Source organism: Chryseobacterium sp. ERMR1:04 (assembly GCF_001297705.1).
Lineage (GTDB): Bacteria > Bacteroidota > Bacteroidia > Flavobacteriales > Weeksellaceae > Chryseobacterium.
The window spans coordinates 1,191,962-1,207,894 of sequence record NZ_LIRF01000008.1; the positions used below are offsets into that span (position 1 = coordinate 1,191,962).

General features: G+C 34.2%; 12 protein-coding genes and 1 rRNA gene. All 13 read left to right on the top strand.

Going from position 1 to position 15,933, the window contains the following annotated elements:
- Window positions 1–2: 2 nt before the first annotated feature.
- Entirely contained in the window at window positions 3–1,007 is a 1,005-nt protein-coding gene (locus AMQ68_RS22675; RefSeq protein WP_054512838.1) for a glycosyltransferase family 2 protein, read from the top strand.
- A 110-nt stretch (window positions 1,008–1,117) separates the two neighbouring features.
- The gene (locus AMQ68_RS22680) at window positions 1,118–2,236 is read left to right on the top strand and encodes a glycosyltransferase family 4 protein (protein WP_054512906.1); all 1,119 of its coding nucleotides are present in this window, start codon (window positions 1,118–1,120) and stop codon (window positions 2,234–2,236) included.
- Between the two features lie 36 nt (window positions 2,237–2,272).
- Entirely contained in the window at window positions 2,273–3,139 is an 867-nt protein-coding gene (locus tag AMQ68_RS22685) for a polysaccharide biosynthesis/export family protein (protein WP_054512839.1), read from the top strand.
- 1 nt (window position 3,140) lies between these two features.
- Window positions 3,141–5,798 carry an exopolysaccharide transport family protein gene (locus AMQ68_RS22690; RefSeq protein ID WP_054512840.1) on the top strand — a complete coding sequence of 886 codons (2,658 nt, stop codon included), beginning with the start codon at window positions 3,141–3,143 and terminating at the stop codon, window positions 5,796–5,798.
- 214 nt (window positions 5,799–6,012) lie between these two features.
- A complete protein-coding gene (locus tag AMQ68_RS22695; RefSeq protein WP_054512841.1) occupies window positions 6,013–6,906 on the top strand; it encodes a DUF6089 family protein in 894 nt (297 codons plus the stop codon).
- Window positions 6,907–6,912: 6 nt separating this feature from the next.
- Window positions 6,913–7,662, top strand: coding sequence for an isoprenyl transferase (locus AMQ68_RS22700; RefSeq protein WP_054512842.1), 750 nt, complete (start codon window positions 6,913–6,915; stop codon window positions 7,660–7,662).
- Between the two features lie 28 nt (window positions 7,663–7,690).
- Window positions 7,691–10,228: an outer membrane protein assembly factor BamA gene (gene bamA, locus AMQ68_RS22705; protein WP_054512843.1), complete on the top strand. Its 2,538-nt coding sequence runs from the start codon at window positions 7,691–7,693 to the stop codon at window positions 10,226–10,228.
- Between the two features lie 8 nt (window positions 10,229–10,236).
- Entirely contained in the window at window positions 10,237–10,800 is a 564-nt protein-coding gene (locus AMQ68_RS22710) for an OmpH family outer membrane protein (RefSeq protein WP_054512907.1), read from the top strand.
- 67 nt (window positions 10,801–10,867) lie between these two features.
- Complete coding sequence (locus tag AMQ68_RS22715; RefSeq protein WP_054512844.1) at window positions 10,868–11,368, top strand: OmpH family outer membrane protein; 501 nt, start codon at window positions 10,868–10,870, stop codon at window positions 11,366–11,368.
- Between the two features lie 70 nt (window positions 11,369–11,438).
- A complete protein-coding gene (locus AMQ68_RS22720) occupies window positions 11,439–11,924 on the top strand; it encodes a thioesterase family protein (protein ID WP_054512845.1) in 486 nt (161 codons plus the stop codon).
- 66 nt (window positions 11,925–11,990) lie between these two features.
- Entirely contained in the window at window positions 11,991–12,851 is an 861-nt protein-coding gene (gene rfbD / locus AMQ68_RS22725) for a dTDP-4-dehydrorhamnose reductase (RefSeq protein WP_054512846.1), read from the top strand.
- Between the two features lie 11 nt (window positions 12,852–12,862).
- A complete protein-coding gene (locus AMQ68_RS22730) occupies window positions 12,863–13,549 on the top strand; it encodes a hypothetical protein (protein WP_054512847.1) in 687 nt (228 codons plus the stop codon).
- A gap of 1,299 nt (window positions 13,550–14,848) precedes the next feature.
- Window positions 14,849–15,933 (top strand): 16S ribosomal RNA (locus AMQ68_RS22735); the annotation flags it as partial.

Below are 15,933 nucleotides of genomic sequence, written 5' to 3' on the forward strand. Positions count from 1 at the left end.
GTATGATAGACCTTGTTCCCCCAAAAGTTTCCATAATTGTTCCTGTTTATAATGTTGAGAATTACTTGGCAAAATGTCTTGATTCTTTAGTGAAACAAACCCTTGAAAATATTGAGGTTTTGGTTGTAAACGACGGAAGTAAGGATGGTTCTCAAAAAATAATCGAACAATACGCTCAGCAATATCCGGAAAAAATAAAACCTTTCTTTAAAGAAAATGGAGGCTTAAGCGATGCTAGAAATTTTGGAATTGACAGAGCTACCGGAGATTTTATTGGTTTCGTAGACAGTGATGATTATGTTACAGAGACGATGTTTGAAGAAATGGTTAATCTGGCAGAAAAACATCAATCAAAAATGGTCATCTGCAACATTCAAAAAGTTGATCAACACGGCAATGTAACCCAAAAACTGACACAGATTCCTAATATGCCTGAGAAAATTGATCTTGAAAATAATTTTTCTGTTTTCTCTGATTTAAGCTATTTTGCCTGTAATAAATTATTCAGAAAAGAACTTTTTGACCAGAAAAGATTTAAAAAAGGAGTTCATTTTGAAGATATACAGCTTATTCCCCAGCTTTTATTAAATTGTGAAAATATAGCTCAGACCCAAAACTTTCATTATCAATATCTGGAACGTACCGATTCTATTACAAAAACTCATACAGAAAAAGGATTGGATATTCTGAAAGCAGTAGAAGATGTTGAAGCTGTTTTTGAAAAATCTCAATACGCTGATAAGAAGCAAGAATTAAAAAACTTTCAGATTTTTGAGGGAGTTTATTCCTTTTTGGCGTACCTCGCTTTTGTGAAAAGTGATGATGTTTTTTATGAAATGGCTCATAAACTAGAGCTTTTCGTGAAAGATAGGAATATAAAATTAAAAGATATATTAAACTATAGTCGTTTTGATAAAAATTATCTTTTATCTTTGCCTCTGAAAAAAAAGATTTTTTATCTATTGTTTTTTGCAGGACAGAAAAAATTGATAAGAATATTAATGTAAACACAAATGTAGTACGGTTGTTTCGATTGGCAGAAACTTTTTATAAAACCAATTTATAAAGGGGTTCTCTAAAAGTTATAAGGAAACACATGTACTTGATTAGGAAAAAAATGAAGAATTTTGAATTGTTCTTAACCGAAACCGGAATTTCTATTTTCTACGTGAAGATAGGATTAGGTTTTTTGTTCTCTTTTTTAATCACCTACTTTTCAGTACCAACCATTATCAAGATTTCCAGAAGGAAAAACTTGATGGATGAGCCTGGAGTTAGGAGTTCCCACATGAGAAAAATACCGAACTTAGGAGGTATTGCTATTTTCTATTCCATAGGAATATGCACTTCTATCTTTGCGTATGAGCTTTTTGATCTCTATAAATTTTTATTTGCGTCACTTGTTATCCTCCTATACATAGGGGTAATGGATGATATTGTGGTGATGAGGGCATATAAGAAATTAGTGGCACAGATTGTAGTTTCTGCATTTATTGTGATAGGCTCAGACATAAGAATAAGAAGTTTATTCGGTATATGCGGAGTATATGAGCTTGGTTATTTTATAAGTATTCTATTCAGTATTATTACTTTTATAATTCTTATTAATGCTTTTAATTTAATAGATGGAATAGATGGTTTAGCAGGTAGTTATTCTCTGATATGTTCTGCTCTTTTCGGTTTAAGTTATTACAGATTAGGAGAATATAATTATCCATTGGTCGTGCTTTCGGGGATTATCATTGGAGCGGTACTTGCTTTTCTATATTATAATTTATCAAATTACAGGACCAATAAAATATTTATGGGCGATACAGGTTCCATGTTATTGGGATTCTTACTTGCATTTACAGCTATTTGTTTTATCGATATTTTTATCGATAAAGACCTTCCCAATGTACCAAGATATCATTTGCAGTCTGCTCCTGTAATCGCAGTTGCAATATTGATTCTTCCCATTGTAGATACACTAAATGTCATTTTCATAAGGCTTTGGAATAAGAAGTCGCCTTTTGATGCAGATAAAAATCACATACATCACAAATTATTAAAGCTTAATCTTACCCACAGAAGATCTAGTTTTTATATTATTGTATATTATCTTTTTATTGTCACCATTGCTTATTGTTTAAGACATACCAATATAAATTTATTATTATTAATCATATTAGCATTGGGCTTTTTAGGGGCTTATCTGCCCGATTTTATATATGCTTTAAGAAATAATAAAAAGTAACAATTAAATTTCTATTTTTGCAAACAACTTGAAAATATGATGAAAAATTATAAGTATTTATTCCTTTTAATATTCCCTTTTCTCATTACATCTTGTATTACTACAAAAGATGTAAGGTATATGCAGCCTAGTGAAAGCCTTGTCATCAACGAAGAGGGGTTGATACCGTATAATGTACCCGTATACAGAATCACTAAAAACGATATGTTAAACCTTAATATTGTGACTACTCCTAAAGGTGATGCTGCACAATTTTATTCTTCTTTAAATTCTAGTGGAGCAAATGGCGGACAGGCTTTGCCAGGTGGCGGAACTGCTGGAGTAGGTAGTGGGGGAGGTAGTGGCCCTGGTGGAAACGTTAGTTTCTATTTTAATGGGTTAAAAGTTGACTCCAATGGTGATATCAATATATTTGGTATTGGTTATATTAAAGCTGAAGGAAGAACGATTGAAGACCTAACAAAAGAAATTCAGGATAAAGTAAATGAGAATTTCCAAGAAGGAAAATCAGAAGTAAGACTCAATACTAACGGTATTACTTATTATATTTTGGGTGATGTTGAAACAACAGGCCTTACAGGAGAAAAAGTAGTTCATAAAAATATACTTACAATAACTGAGGCTTTAGCCATTAATGGCGGAATGAACAGAACTGTTGATAGAAAAAATATCGTGATTCATAGAAAGTTGCCTGAAGGAATCAAGGTTGCAAAAATAGATCTTACTCGTGAAGATATTATGAATTCACCGTATTACTATGTGCAAAATGGTGATGAAATTTATCTTAACACAAGAGCAAAGAGCTTGAACGGATTTGGAAAAGATCCAATTCAGACTTTAATATCGGGAGTTTCTGTAATTACTACAGCATTGTCAATTTATCTACTTCTAAAAAACCTTTAGCATGATTCCAGGAAAAGACACAACTGTAGAGAAAAACGATTCTCAAAAGGAAAAATTTGGTTCTTTCTCATTTTTTGATATTGAGCACTTTTTAAGAAGAATAGTAAAGAACTGGTATTGGTTCGTATTTATGTTCTTGATTGGATATGTAATTTCGTGGGTGTATAGTAAATATTACGCACAAAGTATCTATGCTTCAAATTTGTCTTTAAGTATTTCAAGTAATACTTCTAGCTATTTTACACCCAATCAGTCTATTAATTTTATATATGGCCAAACTGGAAATCAGGACGGGATTTATTTGAAAAAAATGCTTTTATCGAGATCTCATAATGAGTTTCTTGTAAAAGGGTTAGATCTTTTTGTGAATTATTCTACAAAAGGATCTATAAAGTCTACTTATTTAGATAAAGATGATTCTCCTGTTTTAATACAGATAGATAAAGGGCATGCACAGCAAATTAACTATCCTATTACTTTGATGCCTAAAGGCAATGGTACTTATGAAGTTGTTTTGCCTGAAGAAGGTCAGTCTACAAGCTTATATAGTTACCAAAGTGAAGGTTTTCAAAGTATTAATGCATATGAAAGACCAGCTAATAAAATCATCAAAGTAGGAGAATGGTATACATCACCAAATTTAAAATTTAGGCTAGTTCAGAACCCTGTAAAATCTAAAATTGTATTAGATAAGATTATTGTTAGTCTTAATTCTGTAAATCAGTCTGTTAATGATATTGTTTCTACTATTGGAGTAGAATTTGATAAAGAGATTAACAGTATTATGATTATTACTAAAACAGGGTATAATCTAAATAGTACAGTGAATTTTCTAAATCAATCAGTAACTGAATTGCAGAAAAAAAGATTTGCAGATAAAAATACGGTAGATAAAAATACAGAGTCTTATCTCCAGGCAAATCTTGATGGAATCAGAAAAAAATTAGATTCTAGTGCAGCAGTTTTAAATTACTTAAAAACGTCTGAAAAACTTTATGATATCAAGGATAGAGATGAAAAATCTTTAATTAAAATAAAGGATTTAGAATCAAAAAAAGCAGATTTAGAAAGTAAATTAAGCTCTCTTAATACAATAAAACATACACTTGAAACACAGAATTTTGATAAAATGATCAGTACCAATGCTGCTGGTTTTGAGGATGGTCTTTTCTCAGCTTCCGTGTCAGAATTAAAAGCTCTTTATCTTAAAAAAAGAGAGATGGCTTCAATTTATAAACCGAATTCGGAACCAATGCTTGAAATTAATAGACTTATTAATGATGCTAAGTTAAGTTCTTCGAATTCATTAAGAAATTATTATACGGGATATTATACTGAGATTAATAAAATAAATCAACAGGTTTCGGATGCTAACTCAGACTTGGCTTCTTATCCTGAAAAACAAAGGAGGTACTTAGATGCGGAGAGAGGATATAGTATGATTGAGGCAACTTATAATAGCTTATTGGGAAGACAGAATGAAACCCAAATGAGAATGGCTACCAATCAGTCTGATATAAATCAACAGGTTTCGGATGCTAACTCAGACTTGGCTTCTTATCCTGAAAAACAAAGGAGGTACTTAGATGCGGAGAGAGGATATAGTATGATTGAGGCAACTTATAATAGCTTATTGGGAAGACAGAATGAAACCCAAATGAGAATGGCTACCAATCAGTCTGATATTACAGTTATTGACCCTGCCAAAAATCTTGGTCAAGCTCCAATTGGCCCTAACGTAAAAGGAACCAAAGCTACCATTTTAGGAGCACTATTGGTTTTACCTTTGTTGTTTCTTTTGATCGGTGAAGTGCTTGATAACAAGATTAGAAATATTAAAGAATTATTGAATGCGACCAGAATTCCAATGCTTGGAGTTATTGGAAATAACAATAATGAAAATATGCTTACCGTTTTAGAGCAGCCTAAATCTTCTGTTTCTGAAGCATTCAGAGGAATAAGAGCAAATATGAGGTTCTTATCTGGGGAAAATGGTAAAAGCAAGACAATATTGGTAACATCATCAATTGGAGGTGAAGGAAAAACATATGTTTCTATTAATTTAGCTTCAGTTTTAGGCTTAAGTGATAAGAAAACAATCCTTTTGGGGATGGATTTAAGAAAACCAAAGATTTTTGGAGATTTTAAAATCGATAATAAATATGGAATTTCTAATTATCTTACCGGAGAGGTTTCAATAGATCAGATTATTAATAAAACATATATTCCTAATCTGGATGTTGCTACTTCAGGACCAATTCCTCCAAATCCTTCGGAACTTTTGATGAGTGATAAGAATATTAAGTTTATCGAAGAGCTTAAAGAGATCTATGATTTTATAATTATTGACTCTCCGCCAGTAGGTTTGGTAGCAGATTCTTATGAATTAATGAAATATTCAGATGCTAATATCTATGTAGTTCGTCATGAATACACAGAAAAGTATATGCTGAAAATGATTACAGAGAAGTATCACAACAATGAAATTGAGCATTTAGGCTTAGTTTATAATGATTATGACGTAAAACATGGGTATGGATATGGTTACGGGTATGGTTACGGATATGGTTATGGATATTTCGATGAAGATAAAAATTATAAAGAGCCATTGTTAATAAGAATAAGAAATAAGGTTCGAGCAATCCTTAATAAAAAATAGTGTTTTTAAACCCTCATTTAATGGGGGTTTATTGCATATTTGAGTATTTTGAATCTATTAAAAAAAGAATATTTTTGCTACTTTGCCGTTTACTTTATAACAAATTATGTTTTTTTGTTTATTTTTAACTAAACATTAAGATTATCATTAATATAAAAATGTTTTATATTTGCAAAAATTAAATTTTAAAATAACCATAAATCCGTATTCTTTTATGAATAAAAAATTATTATTTAGCTTCCTTGCCGTTTTGGGAACTGTGGTAAGTATTAAAGCTCAAAGGAACGAATTGGGGGTTCGTCTGGGGATGAGTAACCTAGTTGGCGACATAGGAAGAACGAATTATATTTTACAAAAGCCGCTGGATTTAAGCAAGACGTCAGATTTTGGGATTCCTTTTTATGGAGGTATTTTATATAGGTTTAATTTTAACCCTCATCAAACTGTTAGATTAGATCTAGGATATAATCAGATTCAATTTAGTGATAAAGTTGCTAAAGAAGAATACAGACAGAATAGGAATGCTATGGGGAAAAACAATGTATATGAGGCTAGCTTAATGTTCGAATACAATTTCTTCCCAGTGAACAATGAGCAGAAAGGTATGCTTAGCCCTTATATATTTGGTGGAGTTGGAGCTTTAATGTTCGATGCTCCGAAAGCAACCATGGTAAATGATTTTAGAAGAGATGCAGATGGTGTAGCACAGGCTCCTATTAATGAGTTGGATTTTACTACTTCTGCGGTATATACAACAGGTAGAAAGACAACAATGCATCTTCCTTTTGGAGTAGGTTTGAAATATAAATTTAACTATAGTTGGGCAATATTTGCTGAAGCTACATTTAGATACACAATGACAGATCAGCTGGATTATAGCCAGATTCTTAATAAAGATGTTGTTGCTACTTATAATGGAGATATTTTAAATCCTGCTACAGGTGGATCTTTGCTTCAGTCAGATGCTTATTATGTAGTATCGAAGGAAAGAGAAGAGAAGTTTATTAAAGAAAGAAATATTGGAGATAGTAAGTCTAAAGATTGGATGAATACGGTAAGTTTAGGCCTTACTTATTCTTTCGGAAGACCACCATGTTATTGTGATTAATTAATTATGTCGTTGATTAAAGATAAAATAAATTCTGAGAATTTACCGCAACACGTTGCTATCATTATGGATGGTAACGGAAGATGGGCAAAATCCCGTGGCGAAGAAAGGACCTTTGGTCATAAAAATGCTATTGATGCTGTAAGAAATGCTATTAATGCATGTAATGAGATCAATATCCCATACTTAACGCTTTACACGTTTTCTTCGGAAAACTGGAACCGACCTACTGATGAAGTAGATACTTTAATGAATCTGCTTACAGAGACATTACTGCTGGAGGCTGAGGAGATATTCAGTAAAGGATTAAGAATGCATGTTATTGGTAATTTAGACAAATTGCCGTCACTTGTAAAGGATCAGTTGCTTCGCGTGGTAGAACTTACAAAAGAAAACACAAAAGGTAATTTGGTATTGGCAATAAGCTATGGCTCACAAAATGAGATACTGAATGCCGTAAAAAATATTAGTACTGATGTAAAAGAAGGAAAAGTAGAGGTAGAGAATATTGATGAAAAATTATTCGAAGACTATCTTTATACGAAAGATTTTCCACCTGTTGATTTATTAATAAGGACCAGCGGTGAGACTAGAATAAGTAATTTCCTCCTTTGGCAGATCGCCTATGCAGAACTACAGTTTTTAAATGTTCTGTGGCCGGATTTTTCAAAAGATATTTTCTTCCAGTGTATTGTAGATTATCAAAACAAAGAGAGAAGATACGGCTTAACCGGCGAGCAAATAAAGATTCAGTAAAATTTAAGAAAAGAAAGACTACGATAAAATGAAGTTTAGACTATTACCCATCATTATGTTTGTTGCTTCTGCACATTTTTATGGACAGGTAACGCCACAGGACAGCACAAAAGTGAATAATCCTGTGCATGCAGACAGCCAAATAGGCTCTTACATGCTTAAAGACATCGTTGTAGATGGGGTTAAAAAATACACACCTGCACAGATCTTAAGATTTACAGGATTGTCAAAAGGAGAAAGTGTAGATATCCCTGGGCAGAAAATCAGCAATGCTATTAAAAAACTTTGGGACACTCAATCTTTTTCGGAAGTGGAGGTCTATGTACAAAGTATTGAAGGCGAAACTGTAGTTTTGAAATTCTATTTACAAGACTTAAAAGAACTTGGAGAAGTTAAATTTAAGGGTAAAGGAATTGGGAAATCTAAGAATGAAAAACTGGCAAAAGACAACAATCTGAAGCCGGGAACGAAAATTACCCAAAATTTAGTTTCAAGTCTTAAAACAAATATTCCTAAAGATTACATCAAAAAAGGATTTGCAGATGCTAAGATCACCATTGAGGATAAAGTAAATGCGAATGATCCTGCTTTGGTAGACTGGACGATTATTGTTGATAAAGGCAAAAAAGTAAAAATCAACCACATCGAGTTCGAAGGAAACGAGAAAGTGACGGATTCAAAACTTAGAAATAAGGCTTTTAAAGAAACTAAACAAAAAAGGTTTAGTATTGGAGGAATCTTAAAGCCTTCAAAATTCATCGCAGAAAAATATCAGGAAGATAAGCAAAGTCTTATCAGCTACTATAACTCTTTAGGATATAGAGATGCAGCTATTGTTTCTGATTCTGTGTGGAGAAATAAGAAAAACGATTACGAAATCAACGTAAAATTAAAAGAAGGTAAACAATATTACATTGGTGATATTACATTTACTGGAAATACCGTATATCCTACAGACTATCTACAAAGATTGTTAGGATATAAGAAAGGTGATATTTACGATGCAGTAGGATTCAACAAAAAAGTTGGAGAAGATGGAGGTAAAGAAGATGATTCTGATATCAAGTCGGTTTACATGAATAACGGTTACCTTTTCTCTAACGTTACTCCTGTTGAAAAATCGGTAGATGGAGATAAGATTAATCTTGAGATCCGTATCAACGAAGGTGAAAAAGCAACTTGGAATAAAGTAACTTGGCAAGGGAATACAACAACGCATGACCACGTTATCCTTCGTGCTTTAAGAACGAAGCCGGGAAGTCTTTTTGCTAAGAGTGATATTAAAAGAACATATTTTGATTTAGCGGGAATGTCATTCTTTGATCCACAGCAGGTAGGTCAGGATATTCAGCCAAATCAACAAGATAATACAGTAGATATCAATTGGAAATTGGTGGAGAAAGGTTCTTCTCAGGTTCAGTTACAGGCAGGTTACGGTGGTAACAGCTTTATTGGAACTCTAGGATTAACGTTCAACAACTTCTCATTGAAGAACTTCCTTAAGTTTAAAGACTTTAGACCTGTACCACAAGGGGACGGACAAACATTATCTCTTCAAGCGCAAGCTGGACAGTATTTCCAAAACTATGGAGTATCTTTCACAGAGCCTTGGTTGTTCGGAACAAGACCAACTGCACTATCTGTAAGTTTAAATACTTCAAGAGTAAAATATTCTGACCAGTATGGTAATGCACAGAAGTTGAATATCTTCTCCGCATCAGTAGGTTTAAATAGATTATTGAAATGGCCGGATGATTATTTCTCATTATACACAGGTCTTCAGTATCAGAAATATGACTTTAGTAACTATCCATTTGAATTCGGTGATACTACTGAATATTATGGAACAGCAAATAACTTAAGTCTTAATATCGGATTAAGTAGAAACTCTGCGGGTATTGACCCAATTTTCCCAACAACAGGTTCTAATATTGAACTTTCCGGGAAATTTACAGCGCCATATTCATTGTTTAGCAATAAAGACTATTCTACAATGAGTCCTACTGAAAAGTATAAGTGGATGGAATTCTATAAAATTAAGTTTAAAGCGGACGTTTATAACGAGATTGCTGGAAAACTAGTCTTAAGATCTTCTGCTGAAATGGGCTTCATGGACGGATACAACAAAGAATTAGGAGCTCCGCCATTTGAAAGATTCTATGTAGGAGGAACAGGACTTTTCGGAGGTAGATATGATGGTAGAGAACTAATTCCTTTAAGAGGTTACGAAAATGCTTCTACTTATGGTGGAACTGTTGACGATATTACTCAAAAAGGAGGAGGTACAATTTATAACAGATTTACGTTAGAATTAAGATATCCAATTTCAATGAGTCAAACCGCTAAAATTTATGCATTAACATTTGCTGAAGGAGGTAACGTTTGGAACTCATGGGGTAACTATAATCCGTTCCAGTTAAAAAGATCAGTTGGTGTTGGGGTAAGAGTTTACATGGGTGCATTTGGATTGATCGGATTTGATTTTGCTTACGGATTTGATAAAACAGTTCTTGGAACTGAGCCTTCAGGATGGAAGACACACTTCTTGATGAACCAATCATTATAATTCGCAATATGAAATATTTTAAAACAGTTCTCACATTTATAGTATTCTTACTTTTCGGCTTGAGCAATGCTCAGAAAGTCGGCGTAGTAGATACAGAATACATATTAGATAAGTTACCTCAATATAAAGAAGCTGAAGCAAGACTAAATTCACAAATTGATACTTGGCAATCTGAACTTCAAAGTTTGCAGTCTGAATTTGAAAAGAAAAGATCAGCTTTTGAAAACGAAAGAGTTTTGTTAGTCGGAGACCAATTAAAGCTTAGAGAAAAAGAGGTGATGGATTTGGATAAAAACGTCAAAACTACTACGAGTTTGAGGTTTGGAGCCAATGGTGAGATCACAAAATTAAGAACAAGCTTAATCGTGCCTTTCCAGGATCAGATCTGGACGGCCATTCAGACGATGTCTGAGAAAAATGGCTTGGGCATAGTTCTTGATAAAGCCAATAATGTTAATGTTATTTTCCTTCAAAAAAGATTTGATTATACAGACAAAGTGCTGGATATTTTATTAAAAGGTTCAACAGGGGCCGATAAAAAGGAAAAAACAAATACAAAAGGTAAAAAGTAATTATTAAAGTTAACTTTTTCCTATATTTAAAATCTAATAAACAAATTAAATTATTTATTTACCAGTTATGAAAAAATTAAGTGTATTATTTGCAGCAGTAATGATGGTTGTATCTGTAGGTATGGCAAAAGCTCAAAAAATTGCTACTTTAGATGTTATGGGTGTTCTTGAAGCAATGCCTGAAAAGAAAAAAGCAGATGCAGATTTAAAAACTTTCTTAGATGCTAAGCAAGCAGAAATTAAAAAGAAAGCTGACGCTGGACAAGCTAAATTAAAGCAATATACTGAAGAAGCTCCAAAGAAAACTGCTGACGAAAACAAAGCAAGAGAAGCTGAATTGTCTAAAATGAATGACGAGATCAACCAAATGCAAGATAAAGCTCAAAAAGATTTTGTTGCTAAAAGAGATGCAGCTTATGAGCCGGTTGAAAAGAAACTAAACGATGTTGTAACTAAAGTTGCTAAAGCAAACGGTTATGATTACGTTATGGATGCTAACTCTTCTGCGTTTGTTTACAAAGCAGGTACAGATGCTACTCCAGCTGTAAAAAAAGAATTAGGTCTTTAATTGAAACAAATTAACAAAGATTTATAGAACAGACCACCTCTTTTAGAGGTGGTTTTTTTATTTTTGCCAAATGGAAAAAGAAGTATCAACTACGGTAAAGGTCAGATTTAGTGATTGTGATCCGATTGGGCATTTAAATAATGTGAAATATCTCGATTACATGTTCAATGCAAGAGAAGATCATGTCGAAACATTTTATGGTTTCACTTACGAAGAATATACTAAAAAAACAGGCTGTACCTGGATTGCCATTCAAAACGAAATAGCATATTTAAAAGAAGTAAGATATAATACTCAGGTAGTAATCAGTAGCAAAACCATCGAAATCCAAGACAGAACAGCGAAGGTGGAAATCTTAATGAAAAGCTTGGATGAGAAAACAGTGCATGCGGTTTTATGGGTTACGATTATTTACTTCAATATGAAAACTAGAAAATCAGAAGTTCATCCGGACGATATAAAAGAAACATTCCAAAAATTCCATGTAGAGTTGGATCAGAAAGATTTTCAGTCACGAGTGAAGTTTTTAAGATCACAAAACGCAAAAAATTCATAACAAAAGGAAACATTGAAATATTTAATGTATATTCCATAAGACAATATTAAAAAGTAAAAGTAATACATGAAAAAAATAGTTGTAATAGGAAGCAACGGACAGTTGGGAAATTGTATAAGAAAAATTGCTCCCGATTTTGAACTTGATTATGAATTTGTATTCGCAGATTCACAAACGGTAGATATTACGAACGAAGATCAGGTAAATATTTTCTTCAATAATGAAAAACCAGATTTCTGTATCAATGCATCGGCTTACACGGCGGTAGATCTTGCGGAAAAAGAAAGTGAGAAAGCTTTTGCTGTAAATGCAGACGGGGTAGCAAATCTGGCTCAGGCTTGTGTAGACCATAAAGCGATATTAGTTCACGTTTCTACAGATTATGTTTTCGATGGAGAAACTAATTTAGATTATTCCGAAGATGATTTCACAAACCCGATAGGAGTTTACGGAGAATCAAAATTAAAAGGAGAAGAATTGGCTTTAGAGATTAATCCTAAAACCATTATTCTAAGAACATCTTGGTTATATTCAGAGTTTAATAAAAACTTTGTGAAGACCATGCTGAATTTGTTTCCGCAAAAAGACGAATTAGGAATTGTTGCAGATCAATATGGCCAGCCTACAAATGCAAATGATCTGGCAGAAGCAATCATGAATATCATCGGTGCTCCAACGAAAACCTTCGGTGTTTTCCACTTTTCAAATTATCCGGAAACAACATGGTTTGAATTTGCTAAAAAGATTGCTGAATTTTCAAACGCTTCCGTAAAATTAAATGCATTAACAACAGAACAATATCCAACTCCGGCCAAACGCCCGAAAAGAAGTACAATGTGTTTAGATAAAATTGAAGAGACCTATAAAATTGAACTAAAACATTGGGAGAATAGTTTAGAAGAATGTGTAGAAATCCTTTCACAATAAAATAATATCTCATGAAAAATTTAGGAATAATCATTTTTGTTTTTTTTGCCCAGGTTTTCAGTGCTCAGAATGTTTATTTAACGAAAGTTGAAAAAACAAACGAGAACACAGATAAATTTCTATACAGAATAAACGAAGAAGCCAAGCAGGCCGAACTTTTAGGAGAAGTAGAAGTTCAGGGATTCTCAAAAGACGACGCTGAAGTTTTTTCTTTAATCTATAAGAAGGCAAAAGAAATTGGTGCCAACGCGTTTTCATTAAAACCATTTGAAAATATAGATGGCTCGCCGCAAGCTTTCAATCCTTCCAATTATAAACTTGCTTTATACTATTTACCAAAAGACAAGTTTTTAAATCAAACGGGGAATATCTTTTTATTTGCGTCATCAGACAAAGACCAAAAGATAGGCGTAAACAAAAAAGATTATACATTATCTCCAAGATCATACATCATTATAAAAGTGGTGCCGGGAGAATTGTATGTAATTTCTACAAAAAAACTTTTGGGTTCTACCATTAAGCTACAGCCCAAGCAGGGAGAGATCAGTCAATATTTTCAAATCTCAGCCACAAAAATTAAATCAGACGACACAGGAGTCGGCGGTATAAACTTAAAATCTGGCGACATTATAGGGTTAGAGAAATCCTATGGCGAATTTTTAAGTACCATATATAATAAAGAAAAGCAGAGTAATTAAACTCTGCTTTTTATTTTTCCAAACAGTCAATTGCGAGAAGTGAAGCGCCGAAGCAATCTCAAAAACATAACCTCTATCATACTTTCCAACTCTCAAACCCTCCTTCCTCTAGTTCAAATTTTTTCAGTAGCTTCATCCAGCTCTCCACTCATACTCCTCACTCCATCGCGCTCCAACGCTCAAGCCCTCTCACGCTCCCATCCAATGTTGCGGGGTACCCGTTTCTATCTGGGCTAGGGTATTGGTCGTTCTTTTCAACAGTCACTATCACCATAAAGTTTGTCATCCTGTAAGGATCTCAACAGGTAAACTAAAAAAAGGATAAAGATTCTTCACTCCACTACATTCCATTCAGAATGGCAGTTTCACAAAATATTCAGAGATAAAATAAGACAACGATGTATTCGAAGATAAATACCTCAAGGTCTGCCCCGGGGATGGGATTATTTATTGGTAATCTTCATCGCCTTTAAACCTAACAGGTTTCAAAAACCTGTTAGGTTTGATTTAAGAGTAAAAAAATCAACATTTCATCCATCCACTACTGCCTATAATCAATTCGTTCAATATCCAGCCCCTTCAACATCTGCGAAAATCTGTGGGAAACAAAAAACAGTAATTCCTTGAGGCCTCACATCTAAGCCCCAACCCAAACCTCATAGGTTTCAAAAACCTATATATAATAGGAATACTTCCCAAAAGTATTTTAAGCAGTATAAAGCAGTCTTATAACATATTCAAAACTAAAATCGAACAATGTGGATAACTACAAAATATCACATAACGTTAATAAAATCAATTATTTAGTATGCCTAATTCTCCACAAAAAACCAATTATCTCCACATTAAGTTAATAAAGTTTGGAGTGGTGGGTAAAAAGAGAGTACTTTTGCCCCACTGAAAAACGATATGTTGATTGGTAGCGCAGAAGACAGTAAGACAATATCTACACAACAAAAACGAATCAAAAAATAACTTAAACTTTTTCTTAGAAAGAGTTGGAAAAGTTAAAAAGATTTGTATCTTTGCAGTCCGGTAAAACGGGAGCAGAGGAGTAGAAGATAAGGAGTGTTGAAAACGAGGTTAGGGTTATTTACAAGACACTAAATTAAGTTAGAAAACGCTTTGTCAATTAGAAATAAAGTTTTACTTTTGCACACGCAAATCTATACTGAAAACGACAGAAAATTAGGTATAGTAAAAAGCGTAAGATATAAGAAGATCATTGAAAAATAGATATAACAACCAAGTAAGGAAAATACTAGAACGTTAATAACTTTGAGTGAGTCAGACAAACATACAATGGAGAGTTTGATCCTGGCTCAGGATGAACGCTAGCGGGAGGCCTAACACATGCAAGCCGAGCGGTATTTGTCTTTCGGGACAGAGAGAGCGGCGTACGGGTGCGGAACACGTGTGCAACCTGCCTTTATCTGGGGGATAGCCTTTCGAAAGGAAGATTAATACCCCATAACATATTAAGTGGCATCACTTGATATTGAAAACTCCGGTGGATAGAGATGGGCACGCGCAAGATTAGATAGTTGGTGAGGTAACGGCTCACCAAGTCAATGATCTTTAGGGGGCCTGAGAGGGTGATCCCCCACACTGGTACTGAGACACGGACCAGACTCCTACGGGAGGCAGCAGTGAGGAATATTGGACAATGGGTGAGAGCCTGATCCAGCCATCCCGCGTGAAGGACGACGGCCCTATGGGTTGTAAACTTCTTTTGTATAGGGATAAACCTTTCCACGTGTGGAAAGCTGAAGGTACTATACGAATAAGCACCGGCTAACTCCGTGCCAGCAGCCGCGGTAATACGGAGGGTGCAAGCGTTATCCGGATTTATTGGGTTTAAAGGGTCCGTAGGCGGGCTCGTAAGTCAGTGGTGAAATCTCATAGCTTAACTATGAAACTGCCATTGATACTGCGAGCCTTGAGTAAGGTAGAGGTAGCTGGAATAAGTAGTGTAGCGGTGAAATGCATAGATATTACTTAGAACACCAATTGCGAAGGCAGGTTACCATGTCTTAACTGACGCTGATGGACGAAAGCGTGGGGAGCGAACAGGATTAGATACCCTGGTAGTCCACGCCGTAAACGATGCTAACTCGTTTTTGGGGCTTTAAGCTTCAGAGACTAAGCGAAAGTGATAAGTTAGCCACCTGGGGAGTACGTTCGCAAGAATGAAACTCAAAGGAATTGACGGGGGCCCGCACAAGCGGTGGATTATGTGGTTTAATTCGATGATACGCGAGGAACCTTACCAAGGCTTAAATGGGAATTGACAGGTTTAGAAATAGACTTTTCTTCGGACAATTTTCAAGGTGCTGCATGGTTGTCGTCAGCTCGTGCCGTGAGGTGTTAGGTTAAGTCCTGCA